Source organism: Polaribacter cellanae, from assembly GCF_017569185.1.
Classification (GTDB): Bacteria; Bacteroidota; Bacteroidia; order Flavobacteriales; family Flavobacteriaceae; genus Polaribacter; species Polaribacter cellanae.
In genome coordinates, this window is record NZ_CP071869.1 from 2,338,730 (window position 1) to 2,362,456 (window position 23,727).

24 protein-coding genes and 1 pseudogene are annotated in these 23,727 nt (G+C 30.7%); 18 read left to right on the forward strand and 7 right to left on the reverse strand.

The genetic code is table 11. From position 1 onward, the window contains the following. Window positions 1-15: 15 nt before the first annotated feature. Entirely contained in the window at window positions 16-972 is a 957-nt protein-coding gene (locus J3359_RS10520) for a helix-turn-helix domain-containing protein (protein WP_243765896.1), read from the reverse strand. Between J3359_RS10520 and J3359_RS10525 the strand changes: the two genes are divergently transcribed. Both J3359_RS10525 and J3359_RS10530 read left to right on the forward strand, forming a co-directional pair. Further along, window positions 953-1,732, forward strand: a complete 780-nt coding sequence (locus J3359_RS10525) for a hypothetical protein (protein WP_208076829.1) — start codon at window positions 953-955, stop codon at window positions 1,730-1,732. The two genes, J3359_RS10520 and J3359_RS10525, sit on opposite strands and share 20 nt — an antisense overlap. Next, window positions 1,722-2,204 carry a PIN domain-containing protein gene (locus J3359_RS10530; protein ID WP_208076830.1) on the forward strand — a complete coding sequence of 161 codons (483 nt, stop codon included), beginning with the start codon at window positions 1,722-1,724 and terminating at the stop codon, window positions 2,202-2,204. The genes J3359_RS10525 and J3359_RS10530 overlap by 11 nt, the downstream gene beginning before the upstream one ends. A gap of 3 nt (window positions 2,205-2,207) precedes the next feature. Here J3359_RS10530 and brnQ read toward each other — a convergent pair whose 3' ends face one another. Next, window positions 2,208-3,473, reverse strand: coding sequence for a branched-chain amino acid transport system II carrier protein (brnQ, locus tag J3359_RS10535; RefSeq protein WP_208076831.1), 1,266 nt, complete (start codon window positions 3,471-3,473; stop codon window positions 2,208-2,210). A 1-nt stretch (window position 3,474) separates the two neighbouring features. Beyond that, the gene (locus J3359_RS10540; RefSeq protein ID WP_208076832.1) at window positions 3,475-5,025 is read right to left on the reverse strand and encodes a serine hydrolase; all 1,551 of its coding nucleotides are present in this window, start codon (window positions 5,023-5,025) and stop codon (window positions 3,475-3,477) included. A gap of 166 nt (window positions 5,026-5,191) precedes the next feature. Here J3359_RS10540 and J3359_RS18315 point away from each other — a divergent pair, with 166 nt between their 5' ends. From J3359_RS18315 to J3359_RS10555, 4 genes are all read left to right on the forward strand, one after another. Then, window positions 5,192-5,530 carry a transposase gene (locus tag J3359_RS18315; RefSeq protein ID WP_243765897.1) on the forward strand — a complete coding sequence of 113 codons (339 nt, stop codon included), beginning with the start codon at window positions 5,192-5,194 and terminating at the stop codon, window positions 5,528-5,530. 48 nt (window positions 5,531-5,578) lie between these two features. Next, a complete protein-coding gene (locus J3359_RS18320; protein ID WP_243765898.1) occupies window positions 5,579-5,794 on the forward strand; it encodes a hypothetical protein in 216 nt (71 codons plus the stop codon). Between the two features lie 58 nt (window positions 5,795-5,852). Next, window positions 5,853-6,638: an alpha/beta fold hydrolase gene (locus J3359_RS10550; RefSeq protein WP_208076833.1), complete on the forward strand. Its 786-nt coding sequence runs from the start codon at window positions 5,853-5,855 to the stop codon at window positions 6,636-6,638. A 64-nt stretch (window positions 6,639-6,702) separates the two neighbouring features. Continuing rightward, window positions 6,703-8,544 carry a PLP-dependent aminotransferase family protein gene (locus tag J3359_RS10555; protein ID WP_208076834.1) on the forward strand — a complete coding sequence of 614 codons (1,842 nt, stop codon included), beginning with the start codon at window positions 6,703-6,705 and terminating at the stop codon, window positions 8,542-8,544. 301 nt (window positions 8,545-8,845) lie between these two features. Here the strand turns inward: J3359_RS10555 and thiL are convergent, their stop codons facing one another. Continuing rightward, on the reverse strand, window positions 8,846-9,895 hold the full coding sequence (gene thiL, locus J3359_RS10560; RefSeq protein WP_208076835.1) for a thiamine-phosphate kinase: 1,050 nt from the start codon (window positions 9,893-9,895) through the stop codon (window positions 8,846-8,848). Between the two features lie 207 nt (window positions 9,896-10,102). Between thiL and J3359_RS10565 the strand changes: the two genes are divergently transcribed. The 12 genes and pseudogenes from J3359_RS10565 to J3359_RS10620 all read left to right on the forward strand — a co-directional run bounded on the left by J3359_RS10565 (window position 10,103) and on the right by J3359_RS10620 (window position 20,980). Continuing rightward, window positions 10,103-11,314, forward strand: coding sequence for a choice-of-anchor B family protein (locus J3359_RS10565; protein WP_437440100.1), 1,212 nt, complete (start codon window positions 10,103-10,105; stop codon window positions 11,312-11,314). 6 nt (window positions 11,315-11,320) lie between these two features. Then, a complete protein-coding gene (locus tag J3359_RS10570; RefSeq protein ID WP_243765899.1) occupies window positions 11,321-12,646 on the forward strand; it encodes a hypothetical protein in 1,326 nt (441 codons plus the stop codon). 5 nt (window positions 12,647-12,651) lie between these two features. Further along, window positions 12,652-13,392 carry an MbnP family protein gene (locus J3359_RS10575; protein ID WP_208076837.1) on the forward strand — a complete coding sequence of 247 codons (741 nt, stop codon included), beginning with the start codon at window positions 12,652-12,654 and terminating at the stop codon, window positions 13,390-13,392. Between the two features lie 187 nt (window positions 13,393-13,579). After that, entirely contained in the window at window positions 13,580-14,638 is a 1,059-nt protein-coding gene (locus tag J3359_RS10580) for a cytochrome-c peroxidase (RefSeq protein ID WP_208076838.1), read from the forward strand. A 109-nt stretch (window positions 14,639-14,747) separates the two neighbouring features. Continuing rightward, window positions 14,748-15,077: a HesB/IscA family protein gene (locus tag J3359_RS10585; RefSeq protein WP_208076839.1), complete on the forward strand. Its 330-nt coding sequence runs from the start codon at window positions 14,748-14,750 to the stop codon at window positions 15,075-15,077. 179 nt (window positions 15,078-15,256) lie between these two features. Beyond that, window positions 15,257-15,469: a four helix bundle protein gene (locus tag J3359_RS18325; protein ID WP_243766020.1), complete on the forward strand. Its 213-nt coding sequence runs from the start codon at window positions 15,257-15,259 to the stop codon at window positions 15,467-15,469. Between the two features lie 32 nt (window positions 15,470-15,501). Continuing rightward, complete coding sequence (sufB, locus tag J3359_RS10595; RefSeq protein ID WP_208076840.1) at window positions 15,502-16,950, forward strand: Fe-S cluster assembly protein SufB; 1,449 nt, start codon at window positions 15,502-15,504, stop codon at window positions 16,948-16,950. A gap of 57 nt (window positions 16,951-17,007) precedes the next feature. Then, window positions 17,008-18,123, forward strand: coding sequence for an MBL fold metallo-hydrolase (locus tag J3359_RS10600; protein ID WP_208076841.1), 1,116 nt, complete (start codon window positions 17,008-17,010; stop codon window positions 18,121-18,123). Between the two features lie 22 nt (window positions 18,124-18,145). Beyond that, the gene (gene sufC / locus J3359_RS10605) at window positions 18,146-18,895 is read left to right on the forward strand and encodes a Fe-S cluster assembly ATPase SufC (protein ID WP_208080462.1); all 750 of its coding nucleotides are present in this window, start codon (window positions 18,146-18,148) and stop codon (window positions 18,893-18,895) included. Between the two features lie 31 nt (window positions 18,896-18,926). Next, a pseudogene (locus tag J3359_RS10610) lies at window positions 18,927-19,314 on the forward strand (four helix bundle protein). Window positions 19,315-19,362: 48 nt separating this feature from the next. After that, complete coding sequence (gene sufD, locus J3359_RS10615; RefSeq protein ID WP_208076842.1) at window positions 19,363-20,676, forward strand: Fe-S cluster assembly protein SufD; 1,314 nt, start codon at window positions 19,363-19,365, stop codon at window positions 20,674-20,676. Between the two features lie 100 nt (window positions 20,677-20,776). Further along, entirely contained in the window at window positions 20,777-20,980 is a 204-nt protein-coding gene (locus J3359_RS10620; RefSeq protein ID WP_208076843.1) for a hypothetical protein, read from the forward strand. A 578-nt stretch (window positions 20,981-21,558) separates the two neighbouring features. On the opposite strand, the gene J3359_RS10625 is transcribed toward J3359_RS10620, so the two are convergent. From J3359_RS10625 to J3359_RS10635, 3 genes are all read right to left on the reverse strand, one after another. Beyond that, window positions 21,559-21,894 carry a HepT-like ribonuclease domain-containing protein gene (locus tag J3359_RS10625; protein ID WP_208076844.1) on the reverse strand — a complete coding sequence of 112 codons (336 nt, stop codon included), beginning with the start codon at window positions 21,892-21,894 and terminating at the stop codon, window positions 21,559-21,561. Continuing rightward, window positions 21,884-22,186, reverse strand: a complete 303-nt coding sequence (locus J3359_RS10630; RefSeq protein WP_208076845.1) for a nucleotidyltransferase family protein — start codon at window positions 22,184-22,186, stop codon at window positions 21,884-21,886. Before J3359_RS10630 ends, J3359_RS10625 begins: the two co-directional genes overlap by 11 nt. Window positions 22,187-22,307: 121 nt before the next feature. Next, a complete protein-coding gene (locus tag J3359_RS10635; RefSeq protein WP_208076846.1) occupies window positions 22,308-23,630 on the reverse strand; it encodes a serine hydrolase domain-containing protein in 1,323 nt (440 codons plus the stop codon). Window positions 23,631-23,727: the final 97 nt, after the last annotated feature.

The window sequence follows — 23,727 nt, forward strand, 5'->3', positions numbered from 1 at the left end:
AATTTTGGGGTAGTATTAATGTTCCTTTTTAAATTGAAGTGGAGACTTGGAAATTGCCTTAGTGAAAAAGCGAGTAAAATACGCAGGATCATTAAAACCAAGCTCAAAAGCGATTTCTTTTACGGTTTTATCGGTATAAATTAACAAGCGTTTTGCTTCTAATAAAATACGGTTTTTAATAAATTCTGATGGTGTTTTTGTACCTAATTTCTGAAAGTGTTTCGTGATAGATTTTGGCGAAATTCCTAATCTGTTCGCATAATCTGTTACAGAATGTAATTTTTTAAAATTCTGCTCTACCAACAAACTAAAATCTTTAAAAAGTCGGGTTTCTGTATCTTCTTTTAGTACATGATTTTCCTTCTTTACACGAACTGCATAAATAATAAATTGCTTTAAATAGGCTTGCAACATATCATATTGTGCAGTTTCGTTTTGCTGAAATTCCTCCACCAAACTCTCCAAAATAAAGTTGAGTTTTACAGTGTCTTTTTTGCAAGGTTTTACAAACGGAGTTTCATAAATATTGTTGAAGAGAATTCCGTTACAAGCCACTTCTTTATCGTGTGTTTGAATGCAGTAAAAATCTCGCACAAAAGTAAGTTTATAAGCTGTTTTTATTTTTTCGGAATCGACTGTAAAAACCTGATTTGGAGACAAGAAAAACAACACATTATCATCAAACGTATATTCTTTAAAATCGATATTATAAGTTCCTTTTCCTTCTTGGATCCAATAAATAGCATACGCGTTTATTTGCTCGTTACGATTTATGGTACATGCTTTGTCGAACTGAACACGACTTAATGAAAAAGTATCTTTAAACGAATATTTTGTAATCTCTTGGAGTGCCAAATTGGTTTTTGTTTGTTGGTCGTAAAAATAAATAAAACCTTTAACGTTTTGGTAAAAATGATAATTTTGAAAATTAAATAAATTGTATCTTTGGGTTGTGGAAAAAATAGGAGACATAGAAATTCGTGTTGTTGGAAAATCTGGAAATCAAGATTTAAAACCCAATAATTATGACATTAAACATATTGCATCAATTTTGCAAAATGTAGATGATTTATTGTATCCAAATAACAAGAAAGACAGGCCTTTAATTACATATGATATTGAAGAAGGTTCTGTAAAACATATATTTAAAACCACAATTCAAGCAGTTATTGGATTCAGTGCAATTTTAACTCAAATTCAAACCAATGAATCTATTGATTTTTTAGAGGTAAAAACAGCAAGAGCTATTGAGAATATTCAAAATTTATCTCTTCAAAAAGATTATGAATTTCAAATAAAAACCTCTTTAAATGAAACTTACGAGTTAACAATAAACCCTTCTACTAAATTCTTTAGAACAGAAAATATCTGGGTTGATGCAGAATTCTACTTTTATGGTATTTTAAAAGATGCTGGAGGTAAAAGTAAAATAAATATTCATTTAGATACTAAAGATTTTGGTTATCTTACCATAGAAACTGGAGAAGAATTTTTGAAAGAAAAAGAAGAAAACTTACTTTTCAAAAAATTTGGTGTTAGAGCAAAAGGAAAACAAAATATTGAAACTGGAGAAATTGATACAAAAAGACTTACTTTATTAGAATTAATCGATTATCAACCAAAATTCGATAGTGAATATTTGAATTCATTAATTAATAAAGCTAAAAAAAGTTGGAATAGTATTAATACAGATGAATGGCTATGTAATTTAAGAGGTGGTTATGAAGCATAGTGTATTACTCGATACAAGTTTCTTCATTCGTTTATTAAATGATGAAGACCCTATTCACTCAAATGCAGTTGGATATTATAGATATTTCTTGGAAAATGATATCGTTTTAAAAGTTTCAACAATTACAATTGCAGAATATTGTGTTCTTGGAAAAATTGAAGATTTACCCTTAAAAAACATTCAAATTCTTGCTTTCAATTTAAAAGACGCAGAAAAAACTGGAGAATTTGCAAAAATACTTTTTAGAGAAAATAGAATTAGTGAAGAATCATTGTCTCCAAGAGCAATAATACCTAACGATTCAAAACTTTTTGCTCAAGCAGATTTTGATAAAACTATTACTCATTTCGTTACTTCTGATGTTCGTTCAAAAAAAACTTTGGCTTTATTGAAAAAAGGAATACAACCAAAATTTGAAATAATTAGTATTGATGTTCCTTACACTGAAACTTTTGGGATTTTAGATTTGTAATATTTAATTTCTTTTAACCAAATTCAACCCAAAAAATACCAAAATAGCAGGAATTACCCAGCCTAAACTTAAGTTTGCTAATGGAATTATATTTTTAATTACCACTAAATTTTCTCTTGGAATTACAAATCCTAAAAAATCTGGAATACTAAAAATAAACGTTACTAAAACCACGCCTCTAAATACCAATTTCGAAGCATATTTATCTGGAACAATGTTTAGTAAAATCAAAACAATTGTTATTGGATATAAAAACATTAATGCTGGCACTGCCAATGTAATAATAAAATCTACTTGATAACTTCCCACAATAATACCAATTATAGAAGCTATTGCAGCTGTAATAATATATGCTTTTTTAGAATCGTTACAAATTCCTTTGATGTAATCTGCAGTTCCTGTTACAATACCAACTGCTGTTGTAAAACATGCCAAAGCTACCAAAACACTTAAAAACGTAGTGCCTAAATATCCTAAAGTTTGTGTGCTTAAACTCGATAAAATTTCAGTTCTGGAAGCTCCTTCCACAAAAGTAGATGAAAATAAAGAGCCACTTAAAATTAGTCCTCCGTAAATTAATAACAAACCTGTTCCTGCAATAAAACCAGCTTTTCTAATGAGTTTTCTTTTGGCTTCGAAAGTGGTGTGAGAACTATAATTCAAAGAAATAATAATTACAGCTCCAACAACAACGCCACCAATTGCATCAAAAGTTTGGTAACCCTCTAAAATTCCGTCTACAAAAGGCATTTTAAATGTAGATGGATTTACTGTACCTGATGAAGTAAAAAACGAAATTCCGATAATTATTAGTAAAATAAGCACAATAATTGGTGTTAAAAACTTACCAATTAAACCAATTATTTTAGACCTGTTACTGGCAAAAATAAAAACCAACACAAAATAAATAATGCTTGTTAAAAGTGGTGTAGTTTCAAAAAACGGTTGCATAGTCATTTCGTGCGTAACTGCAGCTGTTCTTGGAGATGGAATTGCGATGGCAATACTATAAATAAGCAAACAATAAATTGTACTAAAAAGTGGTGAGACTTTTTTACCAAAATCGTATAAAGTTCCTTGTAGTTTTGCATGTGCAAAAATTGCCAAAATAGGAATTGTTACTGCAGTTAGTACAAAACCCAACACAACAATCCACCAATCTGCACCAGCATTTGCACCCAAGGATGGAGGTAAAATTAAATTTCCTGCTCCAAAAAAAAGCGAGAAAAGTGCAAAACCAGCAATCCAAATTTCTTTTGTTTTATTCAATTTAATTGACTTTTTTAAGATTTAAATGTTCGAAATCGAAACTGAAATCGGTAATTGGTGCTACAAACTTCATAACTGCATTTGTTGCGTTTCCTTTTTCATTAAAAGTAAAGTTTACAAAAACATCGGCATCGAAACTTCTATTATTCCATTTTGCAACATATGTTGTTTGGTTGTAAGGTAATAATTCACCTACAATATCTGTAGATCGTTTACTTTTTATGGTGTATTTATTTCCATCAAAAGAAATCACAACATCACCAAACCAAGCATCGTTATAAGTACCCACAATTTGACTCGGTTTTGGTAAATTTCTATCATTTTTAGCCAAGGCGACTTTCTTGTAAACACTTGCTTTTATACTGTCGTTATATTTTAAATAATTGGCGTTTCTATCTCCATAGGTTTTTAGCCAATTTCTGTCTTTATAACCTAAATAACTGTCTTTAATCGTATTTGTAATCGTGTGAAATGCATTTCCATTCATTTGATTTGTGAGTACAATAATTCCTAAATCTAAATCAGGAATCATGGTAAATTGTGTAACAGTACCCAACAAACCACCTGTATGATATACTTGTTTATATCCACCTTTAACATCCGTTAAAAACCAACCCAAACCATACCCTCTAAAATTAGAATTGTACCAATCGTTTTTACCCACTTTTAAAGGTGTTTGCAATTGCCAAAGTTCATGAAATTGATTCGAACTCAACAAACGTTTTCTATCTTCAGTTACAGCATCATTCATTAAAAATTTTGCCCAAGTAAGCATGTCTTTTACGTTACTTACAATTCCTCCTGCAGCGTTTGCTGTTTCGCTCCAATCATGAGGAATTTGAACAACTTTTCCTTCGGTTCTTGTATGCGCATCAATAATATTTGTACGATTTGTAACTCTGTTGTAAGACGCTTTACTGTTGTTCATTCCAACAGGTTTCATTATTTTTTGCTCGATAAATTCTTCCCAAGAAAGACCACTTACACGTTTTAAAACTTCGCCAGCAATAATAAACATGTTGTTGTTGTAAGCAAATTTACTTCTAAACGAAGTTTCTGGTTTTAAATACTTTACATTGTTAATTATATCTGTTACTGTAAAATCGTTTCCTTCTGGAAAAAACATCAAATCTCCAGCGCCTAAAGCCATTCCACTTCTGTGTATAACCAAATCTCTAACCGTAAATTCTTGTGTAACCCAAGCATCATATAATTGAAATTCTGGAATGTGTTTTCGTACTTTATCGTCCCAATTTAATTTGCCTTCATCTACCATCATTGCCAACGCAAAACATGTAAAACCTTTACTGTTGGAAGCAACACCAACCAAGGTATTTTCGTTCATGTCTTTTTTTGTGGTTAAAGAACGAACTCCATAACCTTTTGCATAGACAATTTCGCCGTCTTTTAAAATTCCGACAGAAATACCAGGAACATCGAAAGTGGTGAGCGTTTCTTGTATTAATTTGTCTAATTTTTTATCTTTTATTTGAGCAGATAAAGTAATTGTAGATAGTAAAAAAGCGAAAATGAATCCTTTTATAAATTTCATAATTGTAGCATTATATTTAAACGTGAAATATACATATTTTAGGTATATTTAACAGATTAAATATTTATTTTGAAGTAAATAAGTTTTAAAATCACCAACCCCTAAAGGGTTTAAAACCCTTTAGGGGTTTATTAATTATAAATTAATAAAAATCAGATAAATAAAAATGAGACAATTAGAAACCATTCAATTAGATTATTACTATCATGTTTATAATAGAGGAATTAATGGAGAAAATTTGTTTTATACTGATGGTAATTATCGTCATTTCTTAAAGTTATATAAAAAATACATTTTCCCAGTCGCAGAAACTTTTGCTTGGTGTTTATTAAAAAATCACTTTCATTTATTGATAAAAATTAGAAGTGAGGAAGAAATTTGTGCTGGTTTTTCAATTAATTCTGAAAAAGCAGAAAAGAAACCTTCTCAACAATTTTCTAACCTTTTTAATGCCTATGCACAAGCTATTAATAAACAAAATAATAGACATGGTTCTTTGCTATAAAAACCTTTTAAAAGAAAGCAAATTAAAGATGAAAAGTATTTAAAAAATTTGATTTTATATATTCATAACAATCCGATTCAGCATAACTTTGTTGAAAAATTAGCGGATTATTATTGGAGTTCTTATAGTGCTATTATTTCTGATCAAAAAACATTAATAGAAAGAGAAAAAGTGATTGATTATTTTGATGACAAACAGAATTTTATAGATACACATCAGCAAAAAATTGATGCTTTTTCTATAGATGAATGGTTAAAAATATAGAGCTCCAACCCAGAAAGGGTTTGAAACCCTTTCTGGGTTAAAATAGAATAAAAATAAAATGACACAAAACATCAAATTTAAAAACGCCAAAATCTCTTTTTCTGACCAGGGAAAAGGAACTGCAATTGTCTTAATTCACGGGTTTTTAGAAAATTCTACGATGTGGAAAGACATTATTCCAGAAATTTCTAAAAGAAACAGAATAATTACCATTGATTTATTAGGACATGGAAAAACGGATTGTATTGGGTATTCCCATTCTATGGAGTTATTTGCAGAAACTGTTGAAGCCGTTTTAAAACATTTACGAATCAGAAAATCTATTTTAATCGGGCATTCTTTAGGTGGTTATGTTGCTTTGGCTTTTGCTGATAAAAACCCGCAAAAAGTAAAAGGTTTGTGTTTGCTAAATTCTACCTCAAATGAAGATGATAATGAACGTAAAAATTTACGTTTACGCGCTAATAAGATGATTCAAGATAACTTTACAAATATGGTTAGAATGTCTTTTTTAAATTTGTTTGGCGAGGAGAGTAGACAAAAATTTAAAGAGGAAATGAAATCGGCTTTACATGAAGCTTTACAAACGCCAATTCAAGGGTATATTGCAACACAAGAAGGCATGAGAATTCGCTCGAATAGAAATCATATTTTAGCGGAAAACGATTTTAAAAAATTGATAATTGTAGGTGAAAAAGACCCTGTTTTAAATTTTAAAATATCTATAAATGAAGCTAAAAAAACAAATTCGGAAGTGGTTATTTTTAATAATGGACACATGAGCCATATTGAAAATAAAGAGGAATTAATTAAGGCTTTAAAAGTTTTTATAAAAAGCTGTTAGCCTTTATTTTTTCTAAAAAACCGAATTAACGTAACTTGCAACTCCTACAAAGAAAATAAAAAGTATGTACAATAATAAATTATCCAATTACATAACAAAAGTATTAGAAAACATACCAAAAGATTGGCTAAACCTAACAACACACAGATTAGATATTTATAATGAAAAATTAGCAAAAACCGAATTTATAAATCAATTTGAAACTTTATTCAACAAAAATAATTTTAATAATTCTGCGCTAAAAGAATTACCAACTGCGTACGATTATATTCGTTTAGGACATCCTTTATCTTGTGTTTTAGAATGGGTTATTGGAAAATTACACAATCTAAATGCAGAAAAAATTATTAGTTTTTCATCTGAAACCATGCCTATTTTGGCAATTTTAAGAACGAATTTATTAGCCAATAAAAAAACGCAAATTTTATATTCAAATAAAATCCCTAAATCTTTTAATGCAGAAATTTTAAAAAGTGTTTATGGCTATCAATTTGAATTGAAAAAAGTAGGAAACACTTCAAAAGTTGATGAATTTGATGGAAGTACTATTTTTATTGAAGCACAAAGTGAAATTTCTATACAAAACTTACAATCAAACATCGATTTCTACATCAATATTTATAAAAATTTAGGTAGTATTTTATTAATCAATGGACAAGAAAACAAATCTTATATTCCCGATATTCAACATGTAAGAAGAAGAGAAACCATTGCAATGACGCCTTCTAATTGTTTAATTGCTTTACAATCTTTAGTTGAAAATACTCCTTTTATCAATAATAGTGATTTTGAAATAAACAAAAGGAGCGTTTTAAATTCCATCAAAAAAATTACAGAAACTACCTTACAACCTTTGGTGGGTTCAAGTGGTTTGTCTGTTCAATATGCAATTATGATGGGTTTAGTGCATCATGCACGAGAAAATCATCCTAAAAAAGCCATTAAATTTATTGTTCCACCAAATTGTTATGGAGGCACAAACGACCAAGCAAGACGTGTTGCTACTTGCAATGCAAATGTGGAGGTTGTGGATTTGCCAGTTGATGGTGATAATAATATGGTTCAGAGCATCAATAGAGTTTTGGAGAAAATCGCCAACGAAGATGCGATTCCTTATATTATTGCAGAAATTCCTACGAATCCACGTGTGGAAGTTCCAGATTTAATCAAATTAAAAGAGGCTTTAAGCAAAGAACGTACAACTGCAAATGGAAAAATTGCGATTGACCCCGTTTTTATTTTAGACCAAACTTTCTGCCCAAATGTTCATTTTTTAGGCGAAGGAGAAATTCTTTCTACAGTTAGAACGATTTCTTATGCAAGTGGTTCTAAATTTCCAAGTGGTGGAAAATGTACTGCTGGTTATGTTGTTGGAAACAATAAAACGAAAGATTTAATGGAGAAAATAGAAATTCACTTAAATCTTTGTGATAATGAAGCCACAGATATTCAAATGGAAATCTTGGCAAAACAACTACCTTCTATGAACCAAAGAATTAAAGATGCTTACAAAAATACGCGTGAATTTGTGAATTTTATTCATAAAGTTTTGCCAGAAGCGAAAATAAATTTTGTGTCAGAAAAATTAGCAAAACAAGGTTTTACACCTTCTGTTTTTTCTTTGGATTTACCCACAAAAGGAAATTCTGCTAAAGAAAAAGAAGCATATAAACGAGAACTGAATCATAAATTAATACATTTAATGATTACTAAAATTCCGAATGAAAGCAAGCATTGTGTAAGTTATGGACAATTAAAAGGTTGTTATTGGACCATTCCTGCAACCTCAACCCAAGGAACTACAAAAGAAGGCGACAAAGATTATATTGCCAGAGTTTCACTTTCTCCAGATTTAGATTTAGAGTGTCATAAAAAAGTGTTTTTAGAGTTTGTGGAAGATATTTAATCTGTTAAAAAGGAATATATACCTAAACTAAAAAATTATCTTAGTTTCGTATAAAGACAAGTTTTATGACTACTTTCCGACCATATTAAATATCATAGAGCTTATATTTTGGTCTCTTTAAGATTGAATGGAAAAAACCTCTAAGATGTGTTTTGTATCAATAATCAGAGAAAGCAGAAAACTTGACTTTCTCAAAAAAAAAAACGCTAATTTCGTTTAACTTCTGATATAAAACATTAAAAAGTTACATATCAATATAGGGTTAAACGAATCATCCCCGAAAAAACGAATCATAAAATTTCTAATCACCTTTCAAAGCATTCCAACCCTGAGCTTTCAACTCAATTTCTTGGTTTGCTCTGGTTACCAAATTTAACCCTTGGTTTTCTGCAGTAATATGTCCAATAACAGAAAAATTAGGATTTCCTTTTATTTTTTCGAAATCGTCAATTGGTACTGTAAACAAAAGTTCGTAATCTTCACCTCCACTTAAAGCAACCATGGTAGAATCTAACTCAAATTCTTCGCAGGTAGAAATTACTTGCGGGTCTAAAGGCAATTTATCTTCATAAATTTTACAACCTACTTTACTTTGTGTACAAATATGAAAAAGTTCCGAGGAAAGTCCGTCAGAAATATCAATCATAGCAGTTGGTTTAACTTTCAATTCCTTTAAAATTCCAGGAACATCTTTTCGAGCTTCAGGCTTTAATTGTCTTTCAATTAAATACGTATAATTGTCTAAATCTGGCTGATTGTTTGGGTCTACTTTAAAAACTTGTTTCTCTCGTTCTAAAACTTGCAAACCTAAATATGCAGCTCCCAAATCTCCAGAAACTACAATTAAATCGGTTTCTTTTGCGCCATTTCTGTAAATAACATCCTCTTTATTTGCCTTACCAATGGCAGTAATGGAAATTAACATTCCTTTGGTAGAAGACGTGGTGTCTCCACCAATTAAGTCAATTTTATAAGTGTTACAAGCCAACTGAATTCCTGCATACAATTCCTCAATAGCTTCCAAAGGAAAACGATTAGAAACTGCAATTGAAACCGTAATTTGCTCTGCAGACCCGTTCATTGCATACACATCAGACAAATTAACCATTACAGCTTTGTAACCTAAATGCTTTAAAGGCATGTAACTTAAGTCGAAATGCACCCCTTCAATCAACAAATCTGTAGTAACTAAAGTTTGCTTTTCGGAAGCATCTAAAACTGCTGCATCATCTCCAACAGCTTTAATTGTAGATGGATTTTCAACTTTAAAATGCTGTGTAATATGGTTTATTAAACCAAACTCTCCAAGTTCGGATAACGATGTTTTCTGTGGGTTTTTATCTTCTAACATTTTGCAAAGATAATTACAATAAAAAAGAATACAGAATTACTTTAACAGAGATGTATAAATAATTTGCTGTATTATGTTTATTTTTGATTTTTAAAAAGTTATTAACTTAAATAAATTGTCTTTTTAAGACACAATTCGAAATACTAAAAATAGATAATTTCGTTATCTTAATGTAGAATCTACATAGATTTTTAAAAATAAATTATGATGAAAAAAATTCTCCTTCTCTTAATATTAGCAACATTTAGTTGTTCTAAAAAAGATGTTTTCGAAGTGGATAGACAAATAATTATAAAACCGTCTGCCAAATGCGAAAATGGCTTTGCTGGTAAATACCCCTGTAAAGATTACGATTTATTAGCACACATTTCTTTAGAAGAAATGGCTGGCGAAAACACAGTTGGTAACGATAGTTGGGCTTGGGTAGACAGTGCAACCAATAAAGAATATGCACTTGTTGGAACAAATAAAGGTGTTTCTTTTATCGATATTACGAATCCTGCAAAAGCAACCATCCTAGGTTTTCTAAAGACAAGAACCGAAAATAGTTCTTGGAGAGATATAAAAGTATATAAAAATGTAGCATATATTGTAAGCGAAGCCAAAGATCATGGAATGCAAATCTTTAATTTAAATAGGTTAGCACAAGTTACAAACCCTCCAATAGAATTTGTGGCAGATAGAGAGTATAGTGGTTTTGGAAGTGCTCATAACATCGTTATTAACGAAGAAAGTGGTTTTGCGTATGCAGTTGGAACAAAAACCTTTGCTGGTGGTCCACATTTTATCGATTTAAGCGATCCTTTTCAAGTAAAAGCTGCTGGTGGTTTCGAGCAAAGTGCCTATTCGCATGATGCACAAGTAGTAACTTATAATGGGCCCGATTTAGATTATACAGGAAAAGAAATTCTTATTGGAAGCAACGAAAACGAAGTGGTAATTGTAGATGTTACAGACAAAGAAAATCCTACTAAAATTGCTGCCATAAGTTACTCAAATATTGGTTACACTCACCAAGGTTGGTTTACAGAAGACTTTAAATATTTTATTTTGGGAGATGAGTTAGATGAAAAAAACAAAGGTGTAAATACAAGAACAATAATTTTCGACTTTACAGATTTAGACAATCCACTACTCCATTTCGAGTATTTAGGAAAATCTGCAGCAATCGATCATAATGGTTATGTAAAAGGAAACTTGTTTTTTCAAGCCAATTATACAGCAGGCGTTCGAATTATAGACATTTCTAATATTGATAATAAAGCGTTCTCTGAAGTTGGTTTTTTTGACACCTATCCAGAAAACGACAATACCGCTTTTAATGGTGCTTGGAATGTGTACCCCTATTTACCAAGTGGAAATATTATTATAAGTGATATAAATCGGGGGTTATTTGTTATTCGAAAAAGCAAATCTTAATATATTTTGAGAAATTTTTTACTGGTTTTTGTCTGTTTCTTATTTTTTAATTGTTCTAATGATGATAGAATTGTAGTTAAAAACAATGAAAACTCAGTTCAAGAAATTACCGTTAAAACCTTAGGAGGTTCTAAAAACGATGTGGCAAAGGCAGTTGCAAAAACTACAGATGGTGGCTATATTGTTGCAGGTTATACCCAAAGCAATAATGGCGATATTTCTGGAAAAATAAACGAATCTTTCAATTTTTGGATTTTAAAATTTTCTGCTGATAGTTCTTTAGAATGGCAAAAAAACTTTGGCGGAACTAAAGACGATAGAGCTGCAGACATTATTCAAACCAAAGATGGTAGTTTTGCTATTTTGGGCTACACCAAAAGTTTCGATGGAAATGTAACTTCCAATGCAGGTTTTCAAGATTTTTGGTTGCTTAAAATTTCTTCATCAGGAAATTTACTTTGGCAAAAAACATACGGTTTTTCTGGCGCAGATTATGGCACTTCTTTATTAGAAACGAACGATAATGGTTATTTAATTACTGGCGTTTTAGACGTTTCTGCTTCTGGCGGACAAGGAAATGCAAAACCAGCTGGCACAAAACATGCAGGTGGCGATTATTGGGCGATAAAAACAAATAATTCTGGAACCTTAGAATGGAGTAAATATTTTGGAGGCTCGTTTACAGACACACCTTTAGGAGTTGTAAAAACGGCAGATAATGGTTATATTCTAGCAGGTTCGTCCGATAGTAACGACTTCAACATAAAAAATAACAAAGGAACCTATGATTTTTGGGTGATAAAAATCTCCGAAACAGGAGATTTAGTTTGGGAAAAAAGTTTTGGTGGTTCCGAAATTGACGAAGCAAGAGCAATTGTAGCCACAAATGATGATAATTTTATAGTTATTGGCGACACTAGAAGTTCCAACAAAGATATTGCTAAAAATAATGGTGCAGCAGATGTTTGGATTGTAAAAATAACCCCAAATGGAGAAATTATTTGGGAAAAAACAATTGGTGGAACCAATTTCGATGTTGCAAGAGCCGTTTATAAAACCCAAGATAATGGTTTTATAATTGCTGGAAGTTCCAGAAGTTTAGACAATGGTTTTTCTAATAATGGCCAAAATGATGCCCTTATTTTAAAGGTAGATAAAAACGGAAAAATGTTGTGGCAAAAAACAATTGGTGGTGCAAAAATTGACTTTTTATACGATATTGTAGAACTCAATAACAAATCGATTATTGCTGTTGGAGAAAGCAGTAGTAACGATTTTGAAATTACTGAAAACAAAGGATTTACAGATGTATTAATTATTCAAATTAAATAAAAAAAATGAAAAAATATTGTATTCTATTAATTGTAATTTTAATGACTTTTAATAATTGTAAAGAAATCGATTGTTGTGTAAACCCTCCTTTTATCAATTTAAAATTTACCCATAATTGGGATGGAGTTCCATTAACAAATCTAGACTTTAATAAGCTAAAATTTACAACCGAAAATGGCGAAAAAGTAAGCATCGAAAGATTGCGTTATTTAATTTCGAACATCAATCTAACAGGTTTTAAAAATTATATTTTAGTAAATGTTGGCGAAAATTCTGGAACAGAAATTAGTATTTTAGATGTAAAAGATGGTATTTACGATCTTACTTTTCGTTTTGGACTTTCTAACGAAGAAAATATAGATGGTAAGTACCAATTTTTAAATTCTGTAAATTTCGATGTTCCTACAATGTTGGGGGGAGGTTATCATTTTATGCAATTTGATGGAAAATATATAAACGATAACAACCAAAAAACTGGTTTTAATTACCATACAATTAGAGCTGTTGATAAAACAGATCCTGCCGATTTAAAATTCGAAGACACTTCTTTTGAAATAAATCTTGGAAAAGTGCTAATTAAAGGCAACACCGAAATTGAAGTTAAGGTAAACATCGCAGAATGGTTTAAGAATCCGAATTTGTGGAATTTAAACGAATTAGACACCAATTTAATGGGCAATTTCGAGGCTCAAAAAATGATGAGTGCTAATGGAAAATCCGTTTTTTCTTTGGGGGAAGTACAGTAATGTATGTGTGTAAAAACCACATAGACATAGACACATAGAAAACATAGCCTATCTTTGTGTAAAAAACTTGCAAATCTTAGAAAAAAAATCTTAAAAATTGGTGAAATCTATGTCTTTTAATTTCAGGCACCAACTCTATGTTTTCTATAAATCTATGTGGTAAAAAAAAATTGTGTAAAAAATAAAAATGAAAACAAAATCTATTTTTCTTCTCTCCTTTTTGCTTTTGATGCATTGCGCATCGAAAGAAGAAGAAATTTATACCCCAATTCCTTATAATTTAGAAATTCCTACTTTATTTGCAAATAAATTAATTGCACCGATAATTCCCACAAACAACCCATTAACTGAAGAAGGCGTTGCCTTAGGCAAAAAATTATTTTTCGATAAAACACTTTCTGGCGACAATTCTCAATCTTGTGCAACTTGCCACAATCCTAAAAAAGCATTTACAGACGAAACACGTTTTAGTGATGGAATAGATGGCAATTTTGGCACCAGAAACTCTATGCCATTATTTAATTTGGCCTGGAACTTCGATGAAAAATTTACTTGGAATGGAAAAGAGTTTAGCTTAGAAAAACAAGCGTTTGAACCTGTTTCAAATCCTATTGAAATGCATTCGAATTGGAAAAAAGTGGCAGAGAAATTACAAGGAGATGCAACATATCCTGATTTGTTTTTACGTGCATTTGGCACTTCAACAATCGATTCTGTTTTAGTAACAAAAGCAATTGCACAATTCGAGAGAACACTTATTTCAGCAAATTCTAAATTCGATAAATTTCTTTTAGGAAAAGCAACGTTAACACCAGAAGAAGAAAACGGATTTAACGTTTTTATGGACGAAGCAAAAGGCGATTGTTTCCATTGTCATGGAAGTAATAACAATCCACTTTGGACAGATAACAAATTTCACAACAATGGTTTAGATGCAACTTTTACAGATTTAGGTTTGGGAGAAGTTACTGGAGACCCTAATGATAATGGAAAATTTAAATCGCCATCCATTAGAAATTTAAAATTTACGGCACCTTATATGCATGATGGACGATTTACAACTTTAGACGAAGTTATTAACCATTATTCCGAAGGTTTACAAAGATCTTCCACGATAGATCCTTTAATGAAAAGAATTAACGAAGGTGGTGTAAATTTATCAACCAAAGACAAAGCCGATTTAAAAGCTTTTCTATTATCGCTTTCCGACGAAGAATTTGTTAACAATGCTTCCATCAACAAATAATCAATAAAACCAATTGCTACATTGTGTTTCACAATGAAAGTTCTGTGCATTTTTGCAACAGATATCGTATATTTGCACTCAATTTAGATTTAATTTACTTATTAAAATTATGATAAAAGTTTCAGACACAGCAAAAAAGAAAGTCATTGAATTAATGACTGACGACGGTTTTGACGCTACCAAAGACTACGTAAGAGTTGGTGTTAAAAGTGGTGGTTGTTCAGGTTTGTCTTACGATTTAACTTTTGATAATAAAAAAACTGACGACGATAAAGTATTTGAAGAAAACAATGTAAAGCTTATTGTAGACAAAAAAAGCTTTTTATATTTAGTAGGAACCACATTAGAATATTCTGGGGGTTTAAACGGAAAAGGTTTTGTTTTTAACAACCCAAATGCCAACAGAACGTGTGGTTGTGGAGAGTCATTTAGTTTATAAAGTTAAAAAGTAGCATAACTAATGGCAAAATTTAGTTCTTTTAAAGAAATAATTTCTTGGCAAAAAACAAGAGAGCTAAACGTATAAATATATAGAGTAACCAATTCAAACAATTTATTTCTAAAGACTTTGGATTAAAAGATTAAATAAGAAGAGCGTCAATTTCAATTTCTTCAAATATTGCTGAAGGTTTTGAAAGACAAACAACAAAAGAATTTATAAGATTCTTATATTTAGCAAAAGCTTCTGCAGGCGAAGTTCGTTCTCAACTGTGTTTAGCTTTAGATATAAAATATATTGATAAAAATGAGTTTGAACAATTAAAGTTAAAAATTAACGAAGTTTCAAAACTAATAAGTGGTTTGTTAAAATATCTACATTCAACTTTATAAACTTTCAACTTTTTAACATTATAAACTAATTTATGAGCAAGTATACCGAAGAACAATTAGAAGAAGAATTAAAAACCCAAGAATATAAATACGGTTTTTATACAGATATAGAGAGTGACACGTTTCCAATTGGATTAAGTGAAGATGTTGTTCGTGCCATTTCCAAGAAGAAAAACGAGCCAGAATGGATGACTGAGTGGCGTTTGGAAGCTTACCGAGTTTGGGAACAAATGGAAGAGCCAGACTGGGCAAATGTAAATTATGAGAAACCAAAATTCCAAGATATCGCCTACTATTCTGCGCCAAAAAAGAAACCAAAATTAAATTCTTTAGATGAAGTAGATCCAGAATTACTAGATACTTTTAAACGTTTAGGAATTTCTATAGAAGAACAAAAAAAATTAGCCAATGTTGCTGTAGATATTGTAATGGATTCTGTTTCTGTTGCTACAACTTTTAAGAAAACATTAGGCGAAAAAGGAATTATTTTTATGCCAATTTCCGAAGCAATTCAAGAACACCCAGAATTGGTTCGTAAATATTTAGGAACTGTAGTTCCAACAAAAGACAATTTTTATGCAGCATTAAATTCAGCAGTTTTCTCTGATGGATCTTTCTGTTACATTCCAAAAGGAGTAAAATGTCCAATGGAATTATCTACATACTTTAGAATTAACGAAGGTGGTACAGGACAGTTCGAAAGAACGTTAGTAGTTGCAGACAAAGATAGTTACGTTTCGTATTTAGAAGGTTGTACAGCACCAATGAGAGACGAAAACCAATTACATGCAGCTGTTGTAGAGTTAATTGCCATGGACAATGCCGAAATAAAATACTCAACCGTACAAAACTGGTATCCTGGTAATAAAGAAGGAAAAGGTGGCGTTTATAACTTTGTTACCAAAAGAGGTTTGTGCGAAAACAATGCAAAAATTTCTTGGACACAAGTAGAAACAGGTTCTGCTGTAACCTGGAAATATCCTTCTTGTATTCTAAAAGGAAACAATTCTGTAGGTGAGTTTTACTCGATTGCTGTAACTAATAACTTTCAGCAAGCAGATACTGGAACCAAAATGATTCATTTAGGGAAAAACACACGTTCTACCATTATTTCTAAAGGTATTTCTGCTGGAAATTCTCAAAACTCCTATAGAGGTTTGGTTCAAATTAATTCGAGAGCAGAAAATGCGCGTAATTTCTCTCAATGCGATTCTCTTTTAATGGGTAATGCCTGTGGAGCACATACATTTCCATACATAGAAGCAAAAAACAAATCGGCACAAATAGAACACGAAGCAACTACCAGTAAAATTGGTGAAGACCAACTTTTTTATTGCAACCAACGTGGAATAGACACCGAAAAAGCAATCGCTTTAATCGTAAACGGCTTTAGTAAAGAGGTACTAAATAAATTACCAATGGAATTTGCTGTGGAAGCTCAAAAATTATTGGAAATTTCTTTAGAAGGTTCTGTAGGATAAAATAACTAAAAAGACCCTTCAGGTTTTTAAAAACCTGAAGGGTCTGCAAAATTCAAAATGAAAAAAATACTATTCTTACTATTTGCAATTAGTGTTGTAAGCTGTAAAAAATCAGAAAAAAAGGTTGAAGAAGCTTCGAGACCAAAAGTAAAATTACATCAATTAGTTGGCGGTTCTATTTTTGTGAAAAAATTAGAAGTTTTCTCTCAAGACACAACTTATACAGGGCAAACAAAACAATTTACAGATGCTTATTATGTTATTGAACATCCAAAAGGAAACTTAATGTGGGATGCAGGTTTGCCAGAACAATTAGTAAGATCAGAACCTTTTAATGAGCCAAGTGGTGTTTTTAGAGTTCAAAGACCCGATTCTCTGGTAAATCAACTTAAATCAATCGGTTTTAAAATTGAAGATTTCAAGTATTTTGCTATGTCACATTCACATTTCGATCATACAGGACATGCAAATTATATGAAAGATGCTACTTGGATTGTGCAAGAAAACGAATACAATTCAGTTTTAGGAGATACTTTAAAAACTAAAAACCCTGCAGTTGCTGAATTAAAAAATGTAAAAAAAATAAATGGAGATTACGATGTTTTTGGTGATGGAACAGTGGTCATAAAATATATGCCAGGACATACAATTGGGCATCAAGTTTTATATGTAGATTTAGGCTTAGAAAAACCCATTTTATTAACAGGAGACTTGTATCATTTTCAAGAAAATAGAACCAATAAAGGAGTTCCTTCATTTAATTACAATGTAAAACAAACTTCAGAAAGCATGAAAAAGTTTGAAGCTTTTGCAAAAGAAAAAAATGCGACAGTAATTATACAGCATTCTCCAAAAGACTTTTTAAAACTGCAAGAAATACTTGATAAAAATTCAAAAAATACGCCAAAAACTTTCGAAGGAGAATTTACTTATGTTGCTGATGCAGCTACTTTTAAAGATTGTAAAACTGGCAAAAGATATGCTGTTAATAGAAATAAAGCTTATTTATTACTTGAAAAAGCATACTTAAATGCAGTGCATAAAGACTTTGAGCCAGAATGGGTTAAAATTGAAGGAAATTTAAAAATGGAAGAAGGAATGGAAGGTAATTTGGAAAAACAATTGGTTGTTTCAAAGTTTATTTCTTTAGATGAAAATAGAAAATGTAATTAAAAAAAATCAACATACAAATACGATGTTAAAAATAGAAAACTTACAAGCAAACATAGACGATAAAACAATTTTAAAAGGCTTAAACCTACAAGTTAAAGCAGGTGAAGTACACGCAATTATGGGACCCAATGGTGCTGGAAAAAGTACTTTGGCAAATATTATTGCTGGTAAAGAAGAATACGAAGTTACAAACGGATCTATCGAATTAAATGGCGAAGATATTAGTGAACTTGCTCCAGAAGAAAGAGCACATAATGGTGTTTTCTTATCTTTTCAATATCCTGTAGAAATTCCTGGAGTTTCTGTAACCAACTTTATAAAAACTGCCATTAACGAAACTCGTAAAGCAAAAGGTTTAGAAGACATGCCTGCAAAAGACATGTTAAAGAAAATTCGTGAAAAATCGGAATTGTTAGAAATAGACCGCAAATTCTTATCTCGTTCTTTAAACGAAGGCTTTTCAGGAGGAGAAAAGAAACGTAACGAAATCTTTCAAATGGCAATGTTAGAGCCAAAATTAGCAATCTTAGACGAAACTGATTCTGGTTTAGATATCGATGCTTTAAGAATTGTTGCAAATGGCGTAAACAAACTAAAATCGAAAGACAATGCTGTAATTGTAATTACACATTACCAGCGTTTATTAGAATATATCGTACCAGATTTTGTACACGTTTTACACGATGGAAAAATTGTAAAAACGGGCGATGCTTCTTTGGCTTTAGAGTTAGAAGCAAAAGGATATGATTGGATTAAGCAAGAGTTAGTTTAAAAATTGTTTCTATTGTTTAAAGTTTCAGGTTTTGGCTACTATTAGAAGATTCGAAGATTTAGAAATATGGCAACTTGCGAGAAAATTATCTCAGCAAGTTATTTCTATATCTAAAAACACAGAGTTAAAAAATGATTATCGCTTTAAAGACCAAATTAAAGCCTCATCAGGTTCAGTTATAGACAATAGCAGAAGGTTTTGAAAGAGATGGAAATTTAGAGTTTAGACAATATTTATCAATAGCAAAAGGTTCTGCAGGAGAAACACGTTCATAATCATACAGACTTTTTGATTCAGAATATATTTCTGAAGAACAATTAAAACAATTAATTACAGAGTGTGAAAGCTTGAGTAAAAAAATAGCAAATTTTATAAGCTATTTAAATAAAAAGGATTTTAAAGGAAATAAATTTAAGTAAGCAACAACTTGAAACAAAAGAAACTTTAAACCTGAAACTTATAGAAAAATGGAATTAAAAGATAAATTACTATCATCATACGTAGCGTTTGAAAATCGTGTAGATACCAAATCGGATATTCACGAAATTCGTTCTGAGGCACTTAAAAATTTTGAAAATTTAGGTTTCCCAACAAGAAAATTAGAAGCTTGGAAATACACTTCTTTAAACTCGGTTTTAAAGCAAGATTATAGCTTATTTCCACACAAAGAAAATGCAATTGAATTAGCACAAGTAAAGAAGTATTTTATTCATGATATAGATGCGTATAAAATTGTGTTTATCGATGGAAAATACAGCTCCTTTTTATCTGAAACTACACACGATAAAATTGATGTTTGCTTAATGTCATCTGCATTAACAAAGCCAAAATACAAAGCTGTAATTGATAATTATTTTAATAAAATTGCAAAACAAGACAATTTAACCTCTTTAAATACTGCATTTGCAAGTGAAGGTGCTTACATAAATATTCCAAAAAATACAGAGGTTAACAAACCAATTCAAATCATTCACTTAACAACAGGATCTGAAGTAGCAACCCTATTACAACCACGTAATTTAATTGTTGTTGGAGAGAATTCTCTGGTACAAATTATAGAACGTCACCAAAGTTTAACCAGCAATCCTGTTTTAACAAATGCGGTTACAGAAATTTTTGCCGATAAAAGTGCTTTTGTAGATTACTATAAAATTCAGAATGACGATTTAAACGCTTCTTTAATCGACAACTCTTACATCGAACAACAATCGAAAAGTGTGGTTTCTGTGCATACATTTTCTTTCGGAGGAAATATTACAAGAAATAATTTAAACTTTTATCAAAAAGGAGAATACATCGATTCTATCTTAAAAGGAATTACAATTATCGAAGGAAAACAACATGTAGATCATCATACTTTAGTACATCATATAGAGCCAAATTGCGAGTCTCACCAAGATTATAAAGGAATTTACGACGAGCGTTCCACAGGTGTTTTCAACGGAAAAGTAATTGTTGAAAAAGAAGCTCAGAAAACAAATGCATATCAGCAAAACAACAACGTTTTAATTAGCGATAGAGCAACCATAAATGCAAAACCTCAGCTAGAAATTTTTGCAGACGATGTAAAATGTTCTCATGGTTGTACCATTGGTCAGTTAGATGAGGATGCTTTATTTTACATGCAACAACGTGGAATTCCTAAAAAAGAGGGAAAAGCATTGTTAATGTATGCTTTTGCAAATACGGTTTTAGAAAGTGTAAAAATACCAGAAGTAAAACAACGAATTACCAAAATTATCGCCAAGAAATTAGGTGTTAATATGGGTTTTGATTTGTAAGTAAGTAATACAGTTAACTTTTGTACTAAACAAGTTAATGCCAATTATATAGTTTATTTAGCTTTGTTTAAAATTGACTAACTATATAAAAACGAATATTATGAACAAAAGTATTAAAACAGTATTATTAGTAGCAGGCCTTATATTATTAGGATACGGAATTTACACATTAATTCAGCCAGAAGCCCAAGTTTCTATTGGAGATTTAGACTTAATCGAAGCACAAGACAACACCAATTCTTACATTACAATCGGTTTAGGAATTGTAGCTGTAGCTTTAAGTTTAATTAAAGGAAAAAGCTAACACGAAACCATAAAATTATTACAAACCACTTAATCTTAACTATAAAAGTGAGTGGTTTTTTAGTTTTATAATTGTTTGGGCGTTCCCTTTTTGCATTTAAAAGTTTAGAAATAAAACTTTTAAATGCAAAAACGTCAGGCTTTCGGCAGTCGCTTTTTTTGCTTCATTTAATTTAGTATTTGCTCAATTGAAAAGATAGTTTTTATAAAAGAATTAAAAGTAAATTCGATGCAAAAAAGAGCTCCAACAATGCCTCTATCCTTAACGCGAAAAAACTTAGAGAATAAAGAAAACAATTAGAGATTCAGTTAATAACCAGCAATAAACTTCCATTCCGAAATTAACCCCTAAAGGGTTTGAAACCCTTTAGGGGTTAGGAAACAGTTTTGTGTATGACTCGTTGCGTGCAATGAGCTATAAATTTTCGGTTAAATCACAAACCAGATTTTTAAATTTTGCTATTTATCTTTTTTATTGGAAATCTTCAAATTTAAAAATTTGTTGATTTTCCAAATACGCCATTACTTCAATTAAGAAACTGACCAGTAATAAGTTATACAAGTTGTTGTGGTTAGTGTTTATTTCCTCAATTCGATAATTTCCTTTTTCAGTTCAGGAAGTTCTTTAATAATTATAGTCCAAATAACTTCATCCGAAATACTGTCATATTCGTGAGCGATTCGATTCCTTGTTCCAATTATCTTTTGGGCATTTTTAATTTCAATCTCAGAATGTTTATATTTTAAAATTCTGTTTATTGCTTCTCCAATAATTTCTATATTTCGTTCTACCGCTTTTTTTGTTTTTAAGTCTTTTTGATAGACAAAAAAGTCTCGTTGTCCGGGTAAGAAATCAAAAATTTCGTCAATAGACCTTTCAACATCTTCAAGCCAAGAGTTAATTCTATTGTCCATAAATCAACACTTTGGTTTCATCGAGTTCCTTTCTGAAATATTTGTTTTTAATAGCTCGATATTCAATTAAGTCAATTGGGCGTTTTAATAACTTTTCCAATTTGTCTTTTAATTGGAAGTATAAATTCGTGTATTCAAATGGGTCATTTTCATCAAAATCCACAACAAAATCTATATCAGATTCATCGCTGAAATCATCTCGAATCACAGAGCCGAATGCAGAGAAAGTTCGAACTTTGTATTGTTCACAAAGCTTTTTAATCCGATTTATATTTTTGTCGTTTATTTTCATATCTCAAAAATAGTCAAATTTCTTGTAGGTTCAATTTTGATTGGAATTTTTCTTGCATTAGCCACAACAGGAAGTAAATTGAATAAGATCTTATTAAATTTTAAAACCTGTTCAGAAAAAACTATTTTATACTTCCAACAACCCCTTTCAAAAACTCATTTTGGTCGGCATTTTTAGTCAAACCTAAACGAACAATAACCATCTCTTCATCTGGTAAAATATATACATTTTGTCCTTTATAACCACTTGCAAAAAACATCTTTTTAGAAACACTTGGATATCTTCCAGAAGCATTCAACCAAAAATGGGCTCCATACCAACCCTCTGAAGTTGGTGTTGGCTGTACTACATAATCTGTCCAATTTTCACTAAAAATTTGTGTTCCATTCCAATTTCCACGATGCAAATACAACAAACCAAATTTTGCCCAATCTCTTGCAGTTGCCCAAGCATAAGAAGAGCCTACGTAATTTCCATCTAAATCGGCTTCCACAATCATAGAATTCATACCAATTTTATCAATTAAGTTTGTGTACCAAAAATCTAAATACTCTTGATGCGTCTTAAATTGACTTCTTAAAATCCCAGAAAGTAAATTACTCGTTCCAGAAGAATAATTCCAAGTTTCATTTGGTTTACCTACCAATTGCTTTTTTTCTTGTTCCTTGGTCATATTTCGCTCTAAAAACAGCATTCTTGTAGCGTCTGAAATCTCTTCGTAGTTTTCGTCCCAAGCCAAACCAGAATTCATTTGTAATAAATTATGAATGGTGATGTTTTTTCTATCATCATTTTGCCAACTTTTAATAGGTGCTTTGTCTTTTACATTTAATTTTCCTTGAGATTGTAAAATTCCAAAAATGGTAGAAGTAATACTTTTTGTCATAGACCAACCCAGTAATTTTGAGGTTTTATCAAATCCATCTGCATAACGTTCTGCAATAATCTGGTTTTTATATATTACAATTCCTGCTCTTGTTTGGTTTTTCTTTTCAAACAAAAAATCCATTGCTTTTTCTAATTTATTATAATCAACATTGCTAAAAACAGTGTCTTTTTGTGGCGCATTTCCATAAGGAAAAGGCGTATTATTATCGGGTTTCGTTCTTTTAGGAACTAAATAAGGCGCAGTTTCGTCACTTTTATCTAACGTTAAAACTGCGCCTAAACCTTCTCTATAAATTGCTTTTCTGGTTAACAAACCAAATGTAGATGAGGTTGCTATTTTCTTCTCTTTATCTACTTTATCGCTTGCTAAATTTACGGGCGAAAAATTATTATCAGTTGTATCTGTCAATTCTAAAGTTCTTTTTGCCAAAAAAACAGAAGAAGCCGTATTTTTTGCTGAATAACCAGATAATATATTCAATTTTGGATAATTATAAATAACAGCAATTAGTATAAAAACAGCTAATAAAAGTAATATTCTCTTTAAAATTTTCATCTATACAAGTTTTTGAAGATGTAAAAATAAGAAAATCATATCGACTTTCTTATAAGTTTAAAATTCCATCCTTTATCTTTGTACTTTAAAATGATTT